This is a genomic window from Micromonospora sp. WMMD987, from assembly GCF_029581435.1.
Lineage (GTDB): Bacteria > Actinomycetota > Actinomycetes > Mycobacteriales > Micromonosporaceae > Micromonospora > Micromonospora rifamycinica.
In genome coordinates this window covers 6475779-6497487 of sequence record NZ_CP120861.1, presented here as the reverse complement: position 1 = coordinate 6497487, position 21709 = coordinate 6475779, and the positions used below count along the sequence as shown (strand labels likewise).

The following is a 21709-nucleotide window of genomic DNA, read 5'->3' as shown; positions in this document are numbered from 1 at the left end:
GTGTCGCGAAAATCTGTACTTCCCGCGATGAGTGGTATGCCGAGCAGTCATGTTTATGCTCCTCAGGCATAACGCTCACTGCCTGACTACTGATCCGCGCCGACACGCCGGACGGGCCGGCCGAGTCCCCTGCTCCCGGCGACTCACGATCACCCCGCTGGTTCTGCCGACCGGCAGCGACGTCGCCCGCCCAGCGGTGGACCTGTCGCCTCCCGCCCTGGAACACGTGCTGGTCAGCCCGACCCCGTGCTGGTCAGCCCGCGTGCTTGTCGGCGTACGCGGCGAGCCAGGTGACCTGCGTGGGGTCCAGGGACGGGCGGACACGGCGGCGGGCGGTGGCGACGTGGGCGGCGGTGACCGTGGCGGCGGACAGGGACTCCCGCATCGCGGCCAGCGCCGCCTCCCGCACCAGCGCCGCGCAGTCCGCCGCCGAGAAGCCGGTCAGCTCCTCACCGAGGGCCGACAGGTCCACATCCTCGGCGAGTGGCACGGCGCGGGACGCGGCGCGCAGGATCTCCGTGCGGGCCGGGCCGTCCGGCGGTGGCACGTACACCAGCCGCTCCAGCCGGCCGGGGCGCAGCAGCGCCGGGTCGACCAGGTCCGGTCGGTTGGTCGCGCCGATCACCACCACGTTGCGTAGCGCCTCCACCCCGTCCAACTCGGTCAGCAGGGCGGCGACCACCCGGTCGGTGGTGCCGCCGTCGGTGGCCTGGCCGCGCACCGGGGCCAGCGCGTCCATCTCGTCGAGGAACACCAGTGTCGGCGCTGCCTCGCGGGCCCGGCGGAACAGTTCCCGGACCGCCCGTTCGCTCTCGCCCACCCACTTGGAGAGCAGTTCGGCGCCCTTCACCGACAGCACGTTCGCCCGCCCGGTCCCGGCCAGGGCGGTCACCAGGTAGGTCTTGCCGCACCCCGGCGGCCCGTACAGCAGTACCCCCCGGGGCGGCTGCACCCCGAGCCGGGCGAAGGTGTCCGGGTAGGTCAGCGGCCAGAGCACCGACTCGGTGAGGGTCTGCTTCACCTCACCGAGACCGCCCACGTCGTCGAGGGTGACCGTGGCCAACTCCAGGGTGGAGGCCGCCATCGTGGTCGGCCGGACCACCTCCAGCGCCGCCGAGAAGTCGGCCATCGCCACGGTCGGCCGTTCGGCCGTCTTCTGCCGCAGGGCCGCCCGTACCCCGGCCTCCCGGACCAGCGCGGCCAGGTCGGCGGCGACGAACCCGGGGGTACGGCCGGCCACCTCGTCCAGCCGGACGTCCGGGGCCAGCGGCACCTGCCGGGTCAGCACGGTCAACTGCTCGCGGCGCAGCGCCGGATCGGGCAGCGGCACCGTGATCCTTAACGACAGCAGGTCGGGTGCGCGTAACCCCGGGTCGACCGACTCCGGGCGCGAGGTGGTGCACACCACCGCCGTACCCGACCGGACGGCCCCGGCGACCACCTGCCGGAACACGGTGGCCAGCGGCCCGGCGTCCTCGGCCGGGGCCAGCGCCTCCACGTCGGTCACCAGCAGCACCGCCGGCCCGCCGTCGGCCAGCCCGGCGGCGGCCTCGCGGAGCCGCCGGGCCGCCGCGTCGTTGGTCAGCGCGGCGAGTTCCGGCGCCCACAGCGGGCGTACCCGGGCACCGACCGCCTTGGCCACCGCCCGCACCAGCGCCGACTTGCCCGAGCCGGCCGGGCCGCTGAGCAGCACGCCGAGCGAGACCGTGGTGCCCAGCCGGCCCAGCACCTCGCGGTGGTGGAAGCCCAGGTCCAGCAGCTCGGTCAGCTCCTCGGCCTGGCCGCGCAACCCGGGCAGCTCGTCCACGTGCGGTACATCGTCGTCCGTGGGTCCGCCGTCCGCTCCGGCACCGTGGTCGTCGTCAACAGCCACCTGTGCCACGGCGGCACCGGTGGCCGGCGGGTCACCTTCCACCCGACCCGGATCCGTCGAGGTCCCCGGCGTCGGGGCGTCGGTGCTCCGGTCGCCGGACCGGGGACCGTCGGCACCAGCGGTCGTCCCCCGGTGGGGCCGGGCCGGGCCGGAGGAGCCGTGGGTGACCTGGCCGTGTTCCCAGCCGACCACCGTGTCCATGGTCACCAGGGCACCGGTGGCCGGCTCGGCGGCGACCACGGTGAGCAGGGTGCTCGTCCAGGCGTACCCGACGGTGTTGGCGAGGCTGCGTCGGGCGGCCTCGACCAGGCCGCGTACCGACGCGTCGGGGAGGACGTCCTGGGGGAGCAGGGAGACGTCGTCCCCCTCGGTGACCACCTTGCCGAGCAGGGCGAGCCGGAGCATCTCCGGGGAGACCGCGGCGAGCACCGGCACCGGGCCGGTCAGGGTCACCCGTCGGGCCGGGGTCAGCGGGACCGGTCCGACCGTCACCTGGCCACCGTCGCGGACCCCGAGATTACCCAGCGTGAGGTCGTCGGCGTAGAGCAGCGCGACGCTGGCGGTCGGCTCGGCGGGCGCGACGATCCCGGCGGTGACCCGTCGCCCGGCCAGCCGCACCGGGTCACCGGGGCGCAGCGCCAGGGCGGTCAGCACCTCCGGGTGCAGCCGGACGATGCCGCGTCGGGCGTCCAGTGCGGCCGGGCGCAGGCTGGCGGTCAGGGTGAGGTCCGGTGCGGGCATCGCCCGACAGTAGCCGCCCGTTGCCGCCGACACCCGTCAGTCGTTGTTGTCGAGCAGCGTCGGGTCGCGTCGGATCAGCTCGGCCAGCCGGGCCGCCGGGTCGACGCCGGGCATCTCCCGGGCCGGCGTCCAGGCCGGTGGCGTCCTGCTCGCCGGGGGCCAGGCCGGCGGCGGTGCGGCCGGAGGTTCGGGGGCGGCCCGTACCGCGGCCCCGGTCCGCCCGGCGGTGGTGTCCGCGCGCTCGACACGCAACGGGTACGTCCGCCCGGCGTACTCCACCCGCAGCCCCACCGACAGGCCCGGCCACCCGGCGACGACCCGGCGGACCGCCTCGGCCACCGCCTCCACCGGGTCGACGTCGGCCGGCACGGCCACCGACCCCCCGGGTGCCGGAGCCGCCGGGCCGGTGGCCTCGAAGGCCACGGTCGGCGTGCCGTCGTCGACCTCCGCGCCCTGGTCGACCGTCCGGCGACGACGGGCCTCCTCACGGCGTGCCAGTCGGGCCAGTGTCTCGTCCAGACCACCCCTCATCACGTCCCCCCTCTCCGATGGAACGGTCCCGGGCGCCGATCGGTTCAGACGCCCTTCTCCCGCACCGCCCGGTCCAGCGCCCGGTCCAGGACGACCAGCAGGGCGTCCCGCACCGACAGCCGGTCGCGGGCGTCGAACTGCACCAGCGGCACGTGGTCGCCGATCGCCAGCGCCCACCGGATCGCCCCCAGCTCGTGGGTGAGCCGGCCGTCGAAGGTGTTCACCCCGACCACGAAGGGCAGGCCGGCCCGCTCGAAGAAGTCGATCGCCGGGTAGCAGTCGTCCAGCCGGGAGCTGTCCACCACCACCAGCGCGCCGAGCGCCCCCCGGGCCAGGTCGTCCCACATGAAGCCGAAGCGGTGCTGACCGGGCGTGCCGAACAGGTACAGCTTCAGGCTCCGGTCGATGGTGACGCAGCCGAAGTCCATCGCCACCGTGGTGGTGGTCTTGGCGCTGCCCAGGCCGGGATCGTCCACCCCGATGCCGGCGCTGGTCATCTCGGCCTCGGTGGTCAGCGGGGCGATCTCGGAGATCGCCCCGACCGTGGTCGTCTTGCCCACTCCGAAACCACCGGCGATGAGGAGTTTGACCGGGATGGGCGGGGCGGCGGCCGGGCCGGTCCGGGTGGTGGGGACCGGTGCGGTGGTCGCCGGGACCGCCGGCGGCCGGTACGGCGGTGGCACGGGCGGGTGCTGACCCGGGGTCGGCGGGCCGGCCACCGGTTGGCCGTAACGGGTGGAGGCGCTGTTCGCGGCGAGCCCGCCGAGCGGGGCGACCGGCCATTCAGGAGATCGCACGGAGTCCATCAATCACTCGCAGGATGAGGTCGGGGTCAAATGCGTCGTCGACGGCGCCGACGTGCACGTCGAGGTGGCCGGCGGCCCGCAGGTCACCGACCAGCACCCGGGTCACACCGAGTTGCAGCCGCATCCGGGCGGAGATCTCCGCGACCGAGATCGGTTCGCCGCACAGGGCGACGATCGCCTGCAACTCGGGTGCGAGCAGGGCCACGACGGCCGCCCGGCCCGGCTCCGGCCGGGCGGTGACCTGGGTCTCCAGGCCGATCGCCGGGTCCGCGCCGGCCACCCGCCCGGCCGTCAGCACGAACGGGCGGGGACTGGTCGGCCGGTCGGTCTCCGGCTCGGGAGCGGGCGTCGCCGTCCCGCCCCCCGGCGGGGTCCGCAGGTAGGGGCGGACCCGGACCGACGGTTCGGGTTCCGACTCCTCGCCGGCGGCGTCCCGGGTCATTGCTGAACGGCGTTCTTCAGCTCGGCGATCAGTCGGGGTGTCAGCGCGCCGCCGGCCCGCCCGGCGAAGAGCGTCATCTCGTACGCGACGGTGCCCAGGTTGGCCGACCGGTCGGCGATCACGCCGAGCACCGAACCGCTGCTGATGGCGGTGATCAGCAGGTAGCCGTCGGCCATGTCCACGATCACCCGGTTGAGCCCGCCGAGGGCGTACCAGCTCGCCGCGCCGCCGGCCAGGCTGGTCATGCCGGAGACGACGGCGGCGAGGCGTTCCGCGTTGGACCGGTCCTTGATCGACGACATGGCCATCAGCAGCCCGTCGGAGGAGACCGCGATGGCCTCCAGGACACCGGCCGTGCTGGAGGTGAACGAGTCCAACAGCCAGTTGAAGGTGCGCGCCTCCGGGCTGAGATCACCGGCCGGGTGGTTCTGGTAGTCGACGTTCTCGTGTACGTGCGGGCTGGTCACCGTGTCGTTCCTTCTTCAGTGCGGCGGTCGGTGCGGACTTCGCGCAGAGCACGGGCGACGCCCGTCTCGAACGCGTTGATGAGATCGCGGACCTCGCCCGGATCTCCCGGGTGCTGGCTGGGTGGTTGCCGGGGTGGTGAGACGGTCAGGTTGGCACCCGGGATCCGCCGGGTCAGTCGGGGCGTCGCCGGTTCGGCGGGGTGGTCGACGGCCGGTGCGGCCTGTTCGGCCCGTTGTACCCCGGACTGGAACTGCTCGACGAGGGCACGGGCGGCGGCCGGGTCCGCGTGGGTGGCGTCCACCGGGCCGAGGACCGGGGCGGTGCGGGGCAGGCTCGCGCCGGGTACCCGCTGCCGGATACCGGTCAGCGGGGCCGGGGGAGCGGCCGGGGCGGTGGCGGTCGGCGGGGCGGCCCGGCCGGCCGGGACGGTGTCGGCCGGCGGGGCGGCCGGCCGGCTCGGGTCCGCGTCGACCGGGGCCACCGTGGCGGTTCCCCGGGCCGGCAGGACGGGCGCGTCGGCCGGCTGCCCGACGGGCCGGACCGGAAGACCGTCCGGCAGGCTCGGCTCCGGCGCGGCGGGTACGGTGCCGAAGGCGTCCCAGGGGCCGGTGGCCGCCATGCTCCGGGTCGCCTTGCCGACCAGCGTCGGGTCGAACCCGGGCAACGCCGCAGGACCGACCAGGGGCCGGGCCGGGCCGGCGTCCACCAGCGGCCGGCCCGGGCCGGCGTCGACCAGCGGCCGGCCCGGGCCGGCGTCGACCGTGACCGGTGTCCGACCGGTCCGCAGGGGGCTGTCGGGTTCGCCCGTCCTGACCGGGATGCCGACCCCGGGCCGGTCCCGCGACGGGAGTACGGCGGGGGCGGTGGTTCCGGGCCGGTCCCGCGACGGCAGCGCGGCGCGGGGGACGGGTGCGCCGTGCCGGCCGCTCGTGGCCTGGACCAGGGCGGAGCCGGGGAGGGTCAGGGTGGCGGTCACCCCGCCGCCGGGGGTCGCGGCGAGTTCCACCGTCCAGCCGTGCCGACGGGCCAGCCGGCCCACCACGAAGAGCCCGAGCACCTCGGACGGGGCCAGGTCCAGCCGTTCCCGGCGGGTGAACCGGGCGTTCTCCTCGGCCAGCCGCTGCGCGCTCATGCCGATGCCCTGGTCGATCACGGCCAGCCGCGCGCCGTCGTCGGTCGGTTCGCCGGCCACGACGACCCGGGTGTGCGGCGGGGAGAAGATGGTGGCGTTCTCCATCAGCTCGGCCAGGGCCAGCACCAGGTCGCCGATGATCGCCGGGACGGCGACCACCTCGGGTGGGACCTGTACGTCCACCCGGGTGTAGTCCTCGATCTCGCCGAGTGCCAGCCGGACCACGTCGGCCACCGGGACCGGTGCCACGTGCGCGTCGTCGCCAGTCGCGCCGGAGAGCACCACCAGGCTGCCCGCGTTGCGGCGCAACCGGCTGGAGATGTGGTCGAGCCGGTACAGGTGCTCCAGCCGGCCCGGTTCGGTCTCCTGCTGCTCCAGCCGGTCGATCAGGGCGATCTGCCGGCCGACCAGGTTCTGGGTACGCCGGCCGACGTGGCCGAACATCTGGGCCACGTTGCGCCGGCTCGCCACCTGCCGTTCCACCAGCCGGGCGGCTGTGCTCTGCACCCGTTCGAAGGCGCGGGCCAGGTCGCCGATCTCGTCCCGGGCACCCACGTCGACGGGGTCGAGGCGTACCGGTGGGGTGGTTTCCGCCTCGTCGTCGGCGACCCGGACCAGCTCGGACTCGGCGACCCGGGCGACCCGGTCGGCGGAGCGGGTGAGCCGGGTGAGCGGCCGGGCCACCGCCCGGCCGACGGCCACGGTGAGCAGGATGACCGCGATCAGGATCGTCACGATCAGCAACGTCACCCAGTACGCCCCGGCGAGCGCACCCTGCCGGTCGGCGCGCACCTCGGCGGTGACGTCGGCGGCCAGTTTCTTCTCCACGAACTGACCCAGGGTGATCATCGAGGAGACGGTGGGGAAGAGGGTCGCCACGTCCAGCGAGCCGAGCGCCGTGGTCGGGTCCAGCGCGCTCTGGTTGATGAAGTCCGGGCCGGTGCGGTTGGCCACCGCGACTTCCTCGAGGGTGAGCAGGTCGAGCTGTTCGGGGGTGACCAGGGCCTGGAGCCGGGCGCTCTCCTCGGAGAGGACGGCGAAGTTGGCCACGTAGGCGGTGACGGTCTGGGCGTTGGGTCGGGCGGCGACCAGCACGATCAGGGTGGCGCCGGTGCTGAGGCTCTCGCCGGTGCGCAGCAGACCGTCCAGGGCCAGCACCTGCCGCCCGGCGGGGGTACGGGTGTCGGCGTTGAGCCGCAGCCGGAGCGAGTCGATCAGGGTGGTGTTCACCGGCCCGTACCCGGCCATGACCTGGTCCGGACCGGTCTGCCCGGCCACCGCGGCCGTGCGGAGGGCGGCCAGTTGCCGTACCCCGTCGAGGGCGGTGTCGACCTCTGCCGGCAGGTCGTCCCCGGCGTCGGCGCGCAGGTCGGCGACCCGGTCGTCCACCTCGGCGATCTTCTGCACCAGGTCGGTGCGCCCGACCTGGCCGAGCAGCAGACCGATGGCGAGCAGGCGTTCCTGCTGGAGGTGTTGGAGGATCGTGCCGACCCGGCTGGCGATCCGGACCCGGTCGGCGAGGTCGCCGGCCCGCTGGGCCACGGTCGCCCGGTCCCAGACCACCGGCACCGTGAGCCCGGTCATGCAGAGCAGGGGGACCAGGACCAGCAGGGCCAGCTTGCCCCGGATCCGCAGCCTACCGAGCAGCATCGAAGGGCCTCCACCGCTCGGGTCCGGCGCTCTGGCCCGCCGGCTGGAGCACCGGGACCGCCGCGTCCGGTCGGCGATCGGGCCGGGCTTGTGGCTCCCACGGGACGGCCTCGGTCGCTTCGGTCGGCCCGCCCGGGGCGGTCCCCCGACCGCCCGGGGTGTCACTCCGGCGGGACAGCCAGCCGCTGGCGGCGAACGCGACCAGGAGCAGCCCGGCCAGCCCGCCGGCACCGAGGATCAGCAGGCCGTCACGGTCGAGCTGGTCGATCCGCTGCCGGAGTACCCGGTCCAACTCGTCGAGGATGACCGGCTGGAGTTCCCGGACCGCGGTCTGGGCCTGGGTGCGCGCACCGGCGAGCCTGGTCAGGTCCAGCTCCTGGGTGCGGCCGGTGGGCCGGGACAGCGCGGCCAGCGCCTCGACCGCCCGCTGGTAGTTGTCCAGCGGGGTGAGCACCTCCGCGCCGATCGCGGCGCTCTCCGAGGTGTCGACCACCGTCTGGAGGTCGCCGACCAGGTCGCCCGCGGGTTGCAGGGCGGCGAACCGGAGGGCGGCCAGTTCCCCCACGGTGCGGGCCTGTGCGGCGGCGGGTCGCCGCTGGGCCAGGACGGCCAGGTCGACCAGCCGTCCGGTGGCGACCATCGCCTCGGGCATCTCCTCGCCGACGCCGTCCTGGAGGAAGTACGAGTCGGAACCCGGGTCGCGGATCAGGCCGGAGGTCTCCCGCACCTTGCCGTGCAGCGCGAGCAGCAGGTCGGTGACCTCGCCGTACGCGGTGAAGGCCGCCTCCGGGTCGGTGAGCGACCGGCTGGGCAGGCCCTCCAGTTTCGCCCGGAGCCCGGCCCACCGTTCGGTGCTGCGCAGCTCGCCGCCGATCCGGTTGTCGACCGCCGCGGCCTGCTCCACCGCCCGGTCCAGGGCGTCCCGGGAGACCGGTCGGCCGGCGACGGCGGCGGTCTGCGCGTCCACCAGTGCCTCGGTGACCGGGCCGAGGGCGCGCAGGTACTCGACGCCGAGGCGTTCCCGTGCGGCCAGCTCGCGGTCGGCGTCCACCAGCCGGTGGCCCCGTACGACGAGGAACGCCACCGGCAGCAGCAGCGCGGTGGCGAGTAGCAGCGGCAACAGGCGGCCCGGTGTCCTGGGCCGTCGACGGACCCGCGAGGCGGGAACGGTCATGGTTGTCTCCTCCGGCGGCGGCGCAGGGGTTCGGGAATGGCGGGAAACTTCGGTCCCGTGCGTCGGACCGGAACCTAATCGAAGGTCGATGCCTGGCCGGAGCTCTGCGCCCGTCAGTTTTGCGTCACTTCGAGTGATGTGACGCGACATCGACCCGCTCGCCACGCTGCGTACTGTTGTCGCGGTGACATGCTCGTTTCCATAGCGGTATCGCGCCTTTAGTGTGAATTCACGAATTCCGAATTCGGCCTGGGTGAACGCCGGGTGACCCTGTGCGGTTTGCCCTGTCGGGCCGACGATCGGCTGACCGGGACGGACGTACGGCGGATCTCAGCCAACGCTCAGCTTCCGGGCCGTACCGTGATCCGAATGACATCGTCGTTGTCGGCCGCGCGGATCCGTCGTGCCCTGCCCACCGGCCGCCGGGCGGTCGCCGCGTCGGTGGTCGTCGTCCTGGTGGCGGCGCTCGTCGGCTGGGCGGTCTGGCCGGACCGGCCGGGCTTCCGCACCGAGTCCACGATGCTGACCGTGCGCTCCGGGCCGACCGGCGACGAGCCCGTCGACCTGGACACCACCCTCTACCTGCCGAGGGACGCCTCGACCGGCCGGAAGGTCCCGGCCGTGCTGCTGGCCCACGGCTTCGGTGGCACCAAGGACTCGGTCCGCGCCGACGCCGAGGACCTGGTGGGCCAGGGCTACGCGGTGCTGACCTGGACGGCCCGGGGCTTCGGCCGCAGCGGTGGCCAGATCCACCTGGACAGCCCCGACCACGAGGTGCGCGACGCCCAACGGCTGTTGGACTGGCTGGCCGCCCGCCCCGAGGTGCGTACCGACGCCGCCGGTGATCCCCGGGTCGGAGTGGTCGGTGGCTCGTACGGCGGTGGCCTGGCCCTGCTGCTGGCCGCGCAGGACCCCCGGGTCGACGCGATCGTCCCCATGATCACCTGGAACGACCTGTCCCGGGCCTTCCTGCCGGAGAGCACCGGCAAGCCGGCCACCGAGGGCGTGTTCAAGAAGGGCTGGGCCGGCATCTTCTTCGGGGGCGGCGGCAGCGCCGGTTCCGGACCGGCCGGGCTCTCCGGCAACACCGCCGCCGTCCAGCCGGAGGGCGCTCCCGCGTCGGCCGGTGCGCCCAGCCCGCAGCCGGGCGACGGGCCGGGCAGCCGGTCGCCGCGTGTCCCGGGGGCCGCCGCCGACCCGTCCTGCGGCCGGTTCGCCGCCGACGTCTGTGCCGCGTACCTGCGGATCGCCACCACCGGTCGGGCCGACCAGGCGGCGGTGGACCTGCTGCGGCGCTCCTCCCCGGCCGACGTGCTGGGCCGGATCAAGGCCCCCACCCTGCTGGTGCAGGGCGAGGCGGACACCCTCTTCCCGCTCACCGAGGCGGACGCCAACGCGCGCGGCATCGCCGCCGCCGGCACCCCGGTCCGGGTGGCCTGGTTCACCGGCGGCCACGACGGCGGCTCCGGGCCGACCAGCGACTCCGACCGGGTGAAGTACCTGACCGTGCAGTGGCTGGACCACTATGTCAAGGGCACCGGCGCGGCCCCCGGCGACGACTTCACGTTCTCCCGGATCGCCGGCTTCGACGCCCTCGACCGGGGCCTGGTCGCCACCGGTTACCGCACCGGCGACTATCCCGGGGTGACCGGGGACGCCCGGCGGGAGGTGCCGGTCGACGGGCCGGCGCAGCCGGTGGCCAACCCGCCCAACGGCAACCCGGCGGCGATCTCGGCGATCCCGTTCGCCGGGTCGCTCGGCTCCCTGCTCGACGGGGTGGCCGGCGACGTGCCCGGCCAGCACGCCCGGTTCGAGTCCGCGCCGCTGGCCGAGGCGGTGGACGTGGTGGGTGCGCCCACCGTCACCGTGCGGGCCGCGTCCGCGACCGGCGAGGCGGTGCTGTTCGCCAAGCTCTACGACGTCGACCCGGCCGGCGCGGCGACGCTGCCGGACGGGCTCGTCGCCCCGATCCGGTTGACCGGGCTGCCGGCCACGATCGACGCGGCGCAGCCGGTACAGGTCACCCTGCCGGCGATCGTCCGGCGGGTCGAGGCCGGGCACCGGCTGCGGGTGGTGCTGGCCACCGCCGACCAGGCGTACACCACCCCGGCCGCGCCGGCCGTCCACACCGTGGCGGTCGACGGCGCGGTGAGCCTGCCGACGGTGACCGCCACGCCGATCCCGACCACCGCCACCGTGTGGCGTTGGGTGCTGGTCGGCCTGCTGGCCGCGATCGTGGTCGGGCTCGTCGTGGTCGTCGCCGTGGTCCGCCGCCGGCACCGTCGCCAGGACGACTCCGTCCATCCCGAGTACGCGGGCATCCCGCTGGCCGTCCGCGACCTGCGCAAGGAGTACGCGGACGGCTTCGTCGCGGTGTCCCGGGTGGACTTCGAGGTGCACCCCGGTCAGGTGATGGGGCTGCTCGGCCCGAACGGCGCCGGCAAGACCACCACCCTGCGGGTGCTGATGGGGCTGACCCAGCCGACGGCCGGGGAGATCTACGTCTTCGGGCACCGCCTGGTGCCCGGCTCACCGGTGCTGTCGCGGATCGGCGCGCTGGTGGAGGGGCCCGGTTTCCTGCCGCACCTGTCCGGCCTGGACAACCTCAAGGCGTACTGGCGGGCCACCGGGCGGCCGTGGGCGGACGCGCACTTCGAGGAGGCGTTGGAGATCGCCGGCCTGGGTGACTCGGTGCACCGGCGGACCAGGAAGTACAGCCACGGCATGCGGCAGCGGCTGGCCATCGCGCAGGCCATGCTGGGTCTGCCGGAACTGCTGGTGCTCGACGAGCCGACGGACGGGCTGGACCCGCCGCAGATCGCCGAGATGCGCCGGGTGCTCCAGCGGTACGCCACCGACGGCCGGGCGGTGCTGGTCTCCAGTCACCTGCTGGCCGAGGTGGAGCAGACCTGCACGCACGCGGTGGTGGTGAACAAGGGCCGGATCGTCGCCTCGGGGCCGGTCGAGGAGATCGTCGGCGAGTCGCCGAGCACCCTGTTCGAGGTGACCGACCGGGCCGCCGCGCGGGCGGTGCTGGACCGGCTCGACACGGTGCGGGTGGTGGCCGCCGACGACAGTGGCGGGTTGGTGGTGGACACCAACGGGACGGCCCGCAGCGAGGTGGTGGCCGAGCTGGTCCGGGCCGGGATCGGGGTGGACCGGGTGGTGCCACGGCGTCGCCTGGAGGACGCGTTCCTCGCCCTGGTGGGCGAGAACTCTCGGGGAAGCGGTGACCGGTGATGACGGGTTCTGCGGCGGCTTCGGCGTCGGGCGCTGGCCCGAACGGCGGTGCGGTTCCGTCCGGTGCGGCGTCGGGCGGCGCGGCCCCGGACGGGAGTGCGACCAGGGCGTCCGGGCCGGGTGGGGCGGCGGCCGGGTACCGGCCGGCGGGAACCCTGCCGTTCGGTGCGGAGTTCCGCCGGCAGGCGTCGCGGCGGCGTACCCAGTTGGCGCTCGGGTTCATGGTGCTGCTGCCGTTGATCATCCTGGTGGCGTTCCAGTTCGATTCCGGGGACGACGACGGCGGTGGACGCGGCGAGTTCGCCAGTCTCGCCGACCTGGCCACCTCGGGCGGGCTCAACTTCACCCTCTTCTCGATCCTGGTGTCGGCGTCGTTCCTGCTGGTCGTGGTGGTGGCGCTGTTCTGCGGTGACACGGTGGCCAGCGAAGCGAGCTGGGGCAGCCTGCGGTACCTGCTGGCGGTGCCGGTGCCGCGGGCCCGGCTGCTGACGGTGAAGCTGCTGGTGGCGCTGGCGTACTCGGGGCTGGCCCTGCTGCTGCTCGCCGGCACGGCCCTGCTCGCCGGTACCCTGCGCTACGGCTGGTCGCCGCTGACCAGCCAGGTCGCCGCCGAGCTGACCCCGACCGAGGGGCTGGTCCGGCTGCTGGCGGTGCTCGGTTACCTGGCGGTGGTGCTGCTGGTGGTGGCCGGGCTGGCGTTCCTGCTCTCGGTGACCACGGATGCCGCGCTGGGCGCGGTCGGGGGCGCGGTGCTGCTGTGGATCCTGTCCAGCATCCTGGACCAGATCACCGCGCTCGGGGTGCTGCGCGACTTCCTGCCGACCCACTACAGCAGTGCCTGGCTGGGCCTGCTCTCCACCCCGATGCAGACCGACGACGTGGTCCGGGGCGCGATCTCGGCGATCTGCTACGCCACCCTGTTCTGGGGTCTGGCCTTCTGGCGCTTCACCCGCAAGGACATCACCAGCTGACCCGGGTTTCCATGATCGTCTGCGCCTGAGCGACACGACACGCCGTGTCGGCCGTCCGTGGAACGTAGACGATCATGGGCGTTCGTCGCGTTCCCCATCGTCTCCCGCCATGTCTGCGCTGGGCGTGGGTTGCCGGTCAGCCGGTGGTGGGGAGGGAGACGGTGACCACCAGGCCGCCGTCGGGGCGGGGGGTCGCCCGCACCGTCCCGCCGTGCGCGCGGGCCACCGCCCGGACGATGGACAACCCCAGGCCGAAGCCCCGTTGACCGGCGACCCGCTCCCGGTTGAGCCGGCGGAACGGCAGGAACATCGTCTCGATCTCGTAGCCGGGCACCACCGGCCCGCTGTTGCGGACCGTCAGGGTGGCCCGACCGTCGACCACGGCGGTGGCGACGGCGAGCCAGCCGCCCTCGTCGACGTTGTGCCGGACGGCGTTCTCCACCAGGTTCTGGGTGAGCCGTTCCAGCAGGACCGGATCACCGACGGTGGGGGCCGTGGCCAGCTCGCGGGTGACGCGCAGCGTGGTGGACCGGGCGGTCTGCTCCGCGACGTGCCCGGCGACCTCGGCGAGGTCCACGTCGGTGCGTTCGGCGAGTTCGTTCTCCGAGTCGGCGAGGGTGAGCAGCCCGTCGATCAGCCGCTCGTGACGTTCGTTGACCGCCAGCAGGGTCTCGCCGAGCTGCCGCAGCTCGGGCGGGGCGTCCGGCCGGGTGATCGCCAGCTCGACCAGGGACCGGTTGATCGCCAGCGGGGTACGCAGTTCGTGCGAGGCGTTGGCGACGAAGCGCCGTTGCCCGTCGAAGGACCGGTCGAGCCGTTCGAGCATCAGGTCGAACGTGTCGGCCAGCTCCTTCACCTCGTCGGTCGGCCCCACCAGGGCGATCCGCTCGTGCAGCCCCCGGCCGGCACCGTCGGCCCCGGCGATCCGGCGGGCGGTGCCGGTGATCTGCTGCAACGGCTGCAACGCCCGGCCGGCGACCAGCCAGCCGAAGGCGACCGCGGCGATGGTCACCACGGCCAGCGCCACCCCACCCTGGGTGAGCAGCGAGTCCAGGGCGTCCCGGCGGGCGTCGTCCTGCACCTGCCGGACGATGGTGCGCAGGTGTTCGGCCTGGCTGGTGCTGATCTGGGTGCCCTGCGGCAGTGAGATCGACTCCTTGCCACCGCTGCCGCGCAGGTTGAACCCGAGGCCGTGGGCGAGCCGCTGGTCGACCAGCACGTACGTCACGGCGAGCAGCACCGTGCCGGCGAGCAGGAACAGCCCGCCGTAGATGAGGGTCAGCCTGGCCCGGATGGTCGGTTTCCTCATCGGATCTGGTACCCCACTCCGGGCACCGTCTCGATGACCGGCGGGTCGCCGAGCTTGCGCCGCAGCTTCATCACGGTGACCCGCAGCACGTTGGTCATCGGGTCGATGTGCTCGTCCCAGGCCCGTTCGAGCAGGTCCTCGGCGGAGACCACCGCGCCGTCGGCGCGCAGCAGCTCGGCCAGCACGCCGAACTCCTTGCGGGACAGCGGCACGAAGGTGCCGTCCCGGGTGACCTGCAACCGGGACGGGTCCAGGACGATCCCGGCCCGGGTGAGCTGCGGCGGGGCCGCCGGCCGGGTGCGCCGGGTCAGCGCGTGCACCCGGGCGCTCAGCTCGACGAACGCGAACGGCTTGGTGAGGTAGTCGTCGGCGCCGATGGCCAGGCCGGCGACCCGTTCCCGGACGGCGGCGGCGGCGGTCAGCATCAGGATCCGGGTGTCCCGCTCGGCCCGGACCAGCGCCCGGCACACGTCGTCGCCGTGCACCACCGGCAGGTCCCGGTCGAGCACGACCACGTCGTAGCCGTTGACGCCGATCCGTTCCAGGGCCGCGTCGCCGTCGTACGCGACGTCGACCGCGAACGACTCCCGCCGGAGCCACTCGGCGATCGCGTCCGCGAGCAGTTTCTCGTCCTCGCACACCAGTACGCGCACCGTTACATCCTCGCCCACGCCGGGATAACCACCGCGTTAACGCCACCGCTTATGCCCTGGATACCGCCTCAGGAGTTGAGTTATCCCTAATGCCGGCTCTCTGCCGGCCGAAGGGAGACCGACGATGCGACGAAATCCGCTGAGCCTGCTGCTGGCCCTGCCCGTGGTGGCGGCCCTGGCCCTGAGCGGCTGTCAGGCCGACGGCGACGACGACCCCGGGGTGGCCACCGCCGGTGGCGGTGGCGCGGAGCCCTCGCTCTCCGCCGCCGGGCTGACCGACGAGCAACGCCAGCTCAAGTTCACCGCGTGCCTGCGGGAACAGGGCCTCGACGTGCCGGATCCGCAGCCGGGGCAGAAGGGGCCCCGGTTCGACACGGGCTCGGACATCGACCTGGGCAAGGTGCAGGCGGCGCTGCAGCAGTGCCGCGAGTACGCCCCCAACGGCGGGCAGCCCCGGCAGCTCGACGCCGACCAGACCGAGCAGGTCCGCAAGCTGGCCGGCTGCATGCGGGAGAACGGCGTGCCGGACTTCCCGGACCCGGCCGCCGACGGGCGCATCCAGCCCGGCCGGGCCAACATCGACCTGAAGGACCCGAAGGTGCGGGCCGCCTTCGACAAGTGCCGGGAGATCATGCCCAACCTCGGTGAACGCCGGAGGACGTCATGAGCACCACGGCCCGCCCCGCCGAGTCGACCGCCGCCGCACCCGACGGACCACCGGCCCGGCGGCGACGCCCACGGGTCGGGGTCCTCCTCGGCGCGGTGGCGTTGCCCGTCGTGGCGGTGGCGGTCGTCGCGGTCACCTCCGCCTCCGACGGCCGGGCCGACCGGTCCGCCGCCGTCGACCGGCCGCCGTCGACCGCCACCGTGACCCGGCAGACCCTGGTCGACCGGGAGACCAAGAACGGCGAGCTGGGGTACGGCACCCCGCGCGCCCGGGAGAGCCGGCTGGCCGGGACGGTCACCTGGCTCGCCCCGGGTGGCGCGACGGTCAAGCGGGGCAAGGCGCTCTACCGGATCGACGACGAGCCGGTGGTGCTGCTCTACGGCGGCCTGCCGGCGTACCGGATGCTCCGCTCCGGGGTCAGCGGCACCGACGTCAAGCAGTTCGAGCAGAACCTCGCCGCGCTCGGGCACACCGGCTTCGACGTCGACGAAGACTTCACCTCGGCGACCGCCGATGCGGTCCGCGACTGGCAGGAGGACCTGGGCCTGCCGGAGACCGGCCAGGTCGAGCCGGCCCGGATCGTCTACGCCCCCGGCGAGGTCCGGGTGGAGAGCCACGGCGTGGAGGTGGGCGACACGGTCGGCGCGGGCAAGGTGGTGCTGTCCACCACCGGGACGGCCCGGCTGGTCACCTGCACCCTGGACGTCGAGGACCAGCGGCTGGCCCGCAAGGGCGCGGAGGTGACCATCACCCTGCCGGACGGCACCCGCAGCACGGGCCGGGTCGACACGGTCGAGACCGTGGTGCAGACGTCGGCGGCGTCCGGTAAGGACCCGGAGACCGAAACCAAGATCGAGGTCACCGTCACCGGGGACGACCCCAAGGTGCTGGCCGGCTACGACAAGGCGGCGGTGGATCTCGGGCTGATCGCCTCGGAACGCCCCGACGTGCTCTCCGTACCGGTCGCGGCGCTGCTCACCCTCGCCGAGGGCGGTTACGGGCTCCAGGTCGTGGAGGAGACCGGCACCCGGATCGTCGCGGTGCGTACCGGCCTCTTCGCGGCCGGTCGGGTGGAGGTCTCCGGCGAGGGGGTCACCGCGGGGCTGACCGTGGGGATGCCCGGTGACTGAGCCGGTCCGGGTCGCCGGCCCCGACCACGTGGTCGAGCTGCGCGACGTCACGAAACGGTACGGCGACACGGTCGCCGCCCTCGGCGGGGTGTCGATGACCGTCGACCGGGGTGCCCTGGTGGCCATCGTCGGCCCGTCCGGGTCGGGGAAGTCCACCATGCTCAACGTGATCGGCACCCTGGACCGGCCCAGCTCGGGCGCGGTCCACATCGACGGGTACGACGCGGCGCGGTTGTCCGACCGGGAACTGTCCGCGCTGCGGGCCAGCCGGATCGGCTTCGTGTTCCAGCAGTTCCACCTGGCTGCCGGCGTACCCCTGGTGGAGAACGTGGCGGACGGCCTGCTCTATGCCGGCGTGCCCAGGGGGGAGCGGCGGCGGCGGGCCGAGACGGCGCTGCGGCGGGTCGGCCTGGGACACCGGCTGGACCACCGGCCGCACCAGCTCTCCGGTGGGGAGCGGCAGCGGGCGGCGATCGCGCGGGCGGTGGTCGGTGAACCGCCGTTGCTGCTGGCCGACGAGCCGACCGGCAACCTCGACTCCAGCTCCGGCGCGGGGGTGATGGAGCTGCTGCACGAACTGCACGCGGCCGGTACCACCGTCGTGGTCATCACCCACGACCGGGAGATCGCGGCGAGCCTGCCCCGGCAGGTGCAGATGCGCGACGGGCTGATCGTGGCGGACTCCGCCGCGCCGACCGGAGGGGTGCTCCGATGACCACGACACCGGTGCGGTCGACCGGCCCCCGCCGGGTCGGTGCCGGGCGGCCCGAGCGGCTGCGACCGGCCCGGATGAGCCCACGGGACGTGCTGCGGGTCGGCGGCGTGGGGCTGCGCACCCGGCCGCTGCGAGCGTTCCTGTCCGCCCTGGGCATCGCCATCGGCATCGCGGCGATGATCAGTGTGGTCGGCATCTCGTCGTCGTCCCGGGCCGACCTGGACCGGACGCTGGCCGCCCTCGGCACCAACCTGCTCACCGTCGCGCCGGGCAGCACCCTCTTCGGGGCGGACGCCCAGTTGCCGGTCGAGGCGGTCGGCATGATCAGCCGGATCGGCCCGGTACGCCAGGTGTCGGCCACCGCGCAACTGGCGGACACCCCGGTCTACCGGTCGGACCGGATTCCGGTGGCGGAGACCGGTGGCCTGGGCACCCAGGCGGTGGAACTGGACCTCCTCGACACCGTCGGCGGCTCGCTGGCCAGCGGGACCTGGCTCAACGAGGCGACCGCGAAGTATCCGGCCACGGTGCTCGGGTCGGTCGCCGCCGAGCGGCTCGGCCTCGGCGCGGCCGGGCCGGACATCCAGGTGTACGTCGACGGGCGGTGGTTCACCGTGATCGGCATCCTGCGGCCGGTCCCGCTCGCCCCGGAACTCGACTCGTCGGCGCTGGTCGGCTGGTCGGCCGCGACCACCTACCTCGGCCTGGACGGGCATCCGACCAGGATCTACACCCGCTCGGCCGAGCAGCACGTCGAGGCGGTCCGGGCGGTGCTGGCGGCGACGGCCAACCCGGAGCAGTCCAACGAGATCCAGGTCTCCCGGCCGTCGGACGCGCTCGCCGCCCAGCAGGCCACCGACGAGGCGTTCACCGGCCTGCTGCTCGGGCTGGGCGCGGTGGCGTTGCTGGTCGGTGGGGTGGGGGTGGCCAACACCATGGTCATCTCGGTGATCGAGCGGCGGGCCGAGATCGGGCTACGGCGGTCGCTGGGCGCCACCCGGGGGCAGATCCGGACCCAGTTCCTCGCCGAGTCGCTGCTGCTGTCCGCCCTGGGCGGCGTCGGCGGGGTGCTGCTCGGCGGGTTGGTCACCGCCGGTTACGCCAGCTCGCAGGGGTGGCCGACGGTGGTGCCGCTGTGGGTGGTGGCCGGCGGCATCGGGGCGACCATCGCGATCGGCGCGCTGGCCGGGCTCTACCCGGCGATCCGGGCCAGTCGGCTCTCGCCCACCGAGGCGCTGGCCGCCCCGTGACCGCCCGGTCCGGCTCGACCCGGTCGGCCGTGCCCCCGGCCCGGTCGTGCCGGGCCGGCGACGTGCCCCGGCCCGCACGTGACCTCCGGCGACGGGGGTCACGTGCGGGCCGGTGTGGCCCGGCGGCCGGTGGGGACCACCTCGGCCGCCGGGCCACGGTCAGCCGGCCGGGGTCAGCGGCGGCTGACCCGGATCAGCTCCCAACCCCCCTTGGGGACGCCGGGCGTCGGGTCGGTGCGCAGGTTCATGGGGTTCGCCATCCCGACGTAGAGCGTGGAACCGTCCACGATCATCGTGCGTACCCCCTGGTTGAGGGGGTTTCCGAAGCCTCCGGTGTCGACCGCGCGGGCGGGTCGGCCCGGTGCGTCGAACGCCCAGAGGTCGGAGCCGAAGGTGGGCGGCGTGGTGGCACCGGCCGGCGGCGTCGGCATCTGGCCCTCCAGCGAGATGTAGGCGAAGTCCATGGTGCCGATGTAGAGCCGGCCGCCGGCCACCGCCATCTTCCAGGCGTACAGGTTGAACGGGTCGCCGAAGCCGGAACCGCCGTGGAGCGGGGTCACGCCGGTGGGTGCCGGCGCCCAGGCGCCGACGCCGTTGTTCGCGGTCGGGTCGAAGGCCGGCAGGGTCGACTCGCCGTAGAGCGTCTCGATCCGTTCGTGCGACCCGCCGAGGTGCTGGCCCTGGAAGACGGCGAACGCCCGCTGGGTGTTCTGCACGGTGGCCTGGAGCTGGGCCTGGCTACGCGGCGGGTACACCGAGACGTGCAGCGCGGTCGCCTGCAGCGGCACGTGCATGGTGCCCCAGTAGAGCCGGCCGCCGAAGGAGGCGAGACCGCCGAGGGCGTACGCCCGGCGGACCACCGGGTCCGGCTCGTACTCGGCGGCCGACCAGACCTGCTTCCAGTTCCCGGTGTCCTCCGGGTTGAGACCGGGTGCGCCGACGGCGAGCAGCGGGCTCATCCAGATGCTGGCCAGGTCCCTGGGGTCGTCGGCCGGTGGCGGTGCCAGTGGGCTGCCGCTGCCGCCGGGGGCCGGGGCCACCGTGCTGACCGGGGACTGGGCGACCGAGCCCTCGACGATCGCCTTCGGCCAGGTGGAGACGTAGAGCCGGCCCTGGTGTTCGGTCAGGTCGGCGACCTGGGTGGGCAGGTCGGCGACCTCGGTGAAGGTGAACGGGGTGGTGCGGTCACCGGTCCAGCGCAGCACCTTGCCCGCCTCGCCGCCGTTGATGCCCACGCCGACCCCGGCGTAGAGCACGCCGCCGGCCACCACCCAGTGCCGGATGTTCTCGTACGCGGAGAGGTTGGTCGAGCCGAGGTACCGGCCGGTGATGCCGTCGAAGGCGAACACGTTCACCCCGCCGATCACGCTCGGGCCGGCGAGCAGCACGACCCCCTGGTGGGAGGCGGCGCTGCGCAGCCCGGCCGTCGTGTTCAACAGGTTGGCGTCCGCCGGGGAGGCCGACGTGATGTCGGCGGTGCGCTCGGTGAGCCGTTCGGTGGCGAGGTCGTAGGTGTAGACCTCGGGGGCGCGGTGGTCGCCGAGGGTGGCCGGCCAGGCCGGATTGTTCCGGGCCGGCTGGCTCTGGTTGAACTCGCAGACGTAGTCGTCGTTGAGGGTCGGTTCCCGGACCTGGTATCCCTTGGGCTTCAGGCAGAGCACGTTGGCCCCGGTACCGAACCAGAGCCGGCGGCCGGCCTGGGCGAGACCCCAGACGTAGGACTGGTTGACCTTGGGCTGCCCCACGGCGCAGGGCGGGCCGGGCGGGTAGTCGACGCCGACCCCGGCGAAGCACTCGTCGGCGGCGGCCTTGGCCAGCAGGCGCACCGTCTCCGGTGGGACGTCGGCATTGGCCGGTGCGGGGAAGGCGGGCAACAGAATCAGGGCGGCCAATGCGGGTAGTAGTCGTCGGGGCAGCGGGTTTCGACGCAGCACGGTGGTCCTTTCCGGGAATGGCCGGTCGGTGTGGCGGCGGCCGGGACGAGCGGGGCCGGACCGCTCCCGAACAGCGGGTGGACGATCGACGTCGGGCACGGAAAAGCAGGTCAGGCCGATGACACGCGTCGGCTGACCGGAATGGGAATTGCCGGCACGGGGGCGGGCCGGCGCGGTGGTGTGGTGTGGTGTGCGAGGCAGGAATCCGGAGAATGGCGCCGCAGTCCGGGGTGACCTGACGACGAGGTTAACGCATTTCGATGCCACTCATTGCGCTTATACTTGTTAAGGATTAATGAACCGCCAAGATCGCTACCCGGCCGGGGTCGCCGCGCCCTGGAATGCGCGTCGGGCGACTCCCGGCGGGCATAATGGGAATTGATGATGCGTGGGGCGCTTGAGGGTGTCCAGGGCATATCGTGCCAACTGGTCACTGTCGCCGGAATTCGCCGTGACACGGGTGGGCGGGAGCCGCTCCCGACCGGCTGCCGGCGGCCCCGGGCCGGTACCTGCCGGCGACCGGCCATCATCCCTGCGAGCAGCGGGAATTCGGGTCGCGTTCAGGTGTCGTGGTGGTGGCGTGCCGGGGGGTGACGCGGAATGCGGGGCCGGGCGGCCGACATCGACGTCGACAGGCCACCCGCACCGGTCCACCCGGTGGCTCGACCCGACCATCCCGACGGGTTACCCGATCATCCCAGCGAATTGTGTGCATGTTTATTTTCCATAAACATGGGCTATGAACTTGATGACAGTTAAAGCGAAGTTCACAATTAGGCTGAACCGCTGTGCCGTGCGGCCCTTCCGGTGCCGTCGTGCGTCGGTGCGCCCGGTGCGTGACGCTGGTTGGTCGTCGCGCGCGACGGCCCTGACCCCCGCCGCCGGGGTGGTTCGGGTGGGTGGTCCGGGTGGGGCCGGTCGGTGCCGTCCGTATCGGGCGGAGGGCGGCGCGGGCCACTGCCGGCGAACCGCCCGGCGTCGGTGCGTCACCGGGGTGGTGCCCGGTGGTCCGCGACGGCTCGA

16 protein-coding genes are annotated in these 21709 nt (G+C 73.9%); 6 read left to right on the top strand and 10 right to left on the bottom strand.

The window, feature by feature from the left end; all coding sequences use genetic code 11:
- Window positions 1-253: 253 nt before the first annotated feature.
- From O7612_RS27700 to O7612_RS27670, 7 genes are read right to left on the bottom strand one after another with little or no spacing between them, the layout of a single operon-like run.
- Window positions 254-2614: an AAA family ATPase gene (locus O7612_RS27700; RefSeq protein ID WP_282268734.1), complete on the bottom strand. Its 2361-nt coding sequence runs from the start codon at window positions 2612-2614 to the stop codon at window positions 254-256.
- Between the two features lie 36 nt (window positions 2615-2650).
- Window positions 2651-3145 carry a hypothetical protein gene (locus O7612_RS27695; RefSeq protein ID WP_282268733.1) on the bottom strand — a complete coding sequence of 165 codons (495 nt, stop codon included), beginning with the start codon at window positions 3143-3145 and terminating at the stop codon, window positions 2651-2653.
- Between the two features lie 44 nt (window positions 3146-3189).
- On the bottom strand, window positions 3190-3951 hold the full coding sequence (locus tag O7612_RS27690; RefSeq protein ID WP_282268732.1) for an ATP/GTP-binding protein: 762 nt from the start codon (window positions 3949-3951) through the stop codon (window positions 3190-3192).
- Entirely contained in the window at window positions 3929-4393 is a 465-nt protein-coding gene (locus O7612_RS27685) for a DUF742 domain-containing protein (protein ID WP_282268730.1), read from the bottom strand. The genes O7612_RS27690 and O7612_RS27685 overlap by 23 nt, the downstream gene beginning before the upstream one ends.
- Window positions 4390-4860, bottom strand: coding sequence for a roadblock/LC7 domain-containing protein (locus tag O7612_RS27680; protein ID WP_067305308.1), 471 nt, complete (start codon window positions 4858-4860; stop codon window positions 4390-4392). The genes O7612_RS27685 and O7612_RS27680 overlap by 4 nt, the downstream gene beginning before the upstream one ends.
- Window positions 4857-7643, bottom strand: a complete 2787-nt coding sequence (locus O7612_RS27675) for a nitrate- and nitrite sensing domain-containing protein (protein WP_282268728.1) — start codon at window positions 7641-7643, stop codon at window positions 4857-4859. The genes O7612_RS27680 and O7612_RS27675 overlap by 4 nt, the downstream gene beginning before the upstream one ends.
- The gene (locus O7612_RS27670) at window positions 7630-8817 is read right to left on the bottom strand and encodes a hypothetical protein (RefSeq protein WP_282268726.1); all 1188 of its coding nucleotides are present in this window, start codon (window positions 8815-8817) and stop codon (window positions 7630-7632) included. Before O7612_RS27670 ends, O7612_RS27675 begins: the two co-directional genes overlap by 14 nt.
- 369 nt (window positions 8818-9186) lie before the next feature.
- On the opposite strand from O7612_RS27670, the gene O7612_RS27665 reads away from it, so the two are divergent.
- The gene (locus tag O7612_RS27665) at window positions 9187-12057 is read left to right on the top strand and encodes an alpha/beta fold hydrolase (protein WP_282268724.1); all 2871 of its coding nucleotides are present in this window, start codon (window positions 9187-9189) and stop codon (window positions 12055-12057) included.
- Window positions 12057-13028, top strand: coding sequence for an ABC transporter permease subunit (locus O7612_RS27660; protein ID WP_282268722.1), 972 nt, complete (start codon window positions 12057-12059; stop codon window positions 13026-13028). The genes O7612_RS27665 and O7612_RS27660 overlap by 1 nt, the downstream gene beginning before the upstream one ends.
- 136 nt (window positions 13029-13164) lie before the next feature.
- Here the strand turns inward: O7612_RS27660 and O7612_RS27655 are convergent, their stop codons facing one another.
- Together O7612_RS27655 and O7612_RS27650 are read right to left on the bottom strand one after the other, a co-directional pair.
- Window positions 13165-14337 carry a HAMP domain-containing sensor histidine kinase gene (locus O7612_RS27655; RefSeq protein ID WP_282268720.1) on the bottom strand — a complete coding sequence of 391 codons (1173 nt, stop codon included), beginning with the start codon at window positions 14335-14337 and terminating at the stop codon, window positions 13165-13167.
- Complete coding sequence (locus O7612_RS27650; protein ID WP_282268718.1) at window positions 14334-14990, bottom strand: response regulator transcription factor; 657 nt, start codon at window positions 14988-14990, stop codon at window positions 14334-14336. The genes O7612_RS27655 and O7612_RS27650 overlap by 4 nt, the downstream gene beginning before the upstream one ends.
- 124 nt (window positions 14991-15114) lie before the next feature.
- Here O7612_RS27650 and O7612_RS27645 point away from each other — a divergent pair, with 124 nt between their 5' ends.
- The 4 genes from O7612_RS27645 (at window position 15115) to O7612_RS27630 (ending at window position 18752) form a co-directional block, all read left to right on the top strand.
- Window positions 15115-15657, top strand: coding sequence for a hypothetical protein (locus O7612_RS27645; protein WP_282268717.1), 543 nt, complete (start codon window positions 15115-15117; stop codon window positions 15655-15657).
- Window positions 15654-16787, top strand: coding sequence for a peptidoglycan-binding domain-containing protein (locus tag O7612_RS27640; protein WP_282268715.1), 1134 nt, complete (start codon window positions 15654-15656; stop codon window positions 16785-16787). The genes O7612_RS27645 and O7612_RS27640 overlap by 4 nt, the downstream gene beginning before the upstream one ends.
- Window positions 16788-16815: 28 nt before the next feature.
- A complete protein-coding gene (locus O7612_RS27635) occupies window positions 16816-17502 on the top strand; it encodes an ABC transporter ATP-binding protein (RefSeq protein WP_282274077.1) in 687 nt (228 codons plus the stop codon).
- A gap of 74 nt (window positions 17503-17576) precedes the next feature.
- Window positions 17577-18752, top strand: coding sequence for an ABC transporter permease (locus tag O7612_RS27630; protein ID WP_282274076.1), 1176 nt, complete (start codon window positions 17577-17579; stop codon window positions 18750-18752).
- A 173-nt stretch (window positions 18753-18925) separates the two neighbouring features.
- Here the strand turns inward: O7612_RS27630 and O7612_RS27625 are convergent, their stop codons facing one another.
- Entirely contained in the window at window positions 18926-20686 is a 1761-nt protein-coding gene (locus O7612_RS27625; protein WP_282268713.1) for a hypothetical protein, read from the bottom strand.
- Window positions 20687-21709: the final 1023 nt, after the last annotated feature.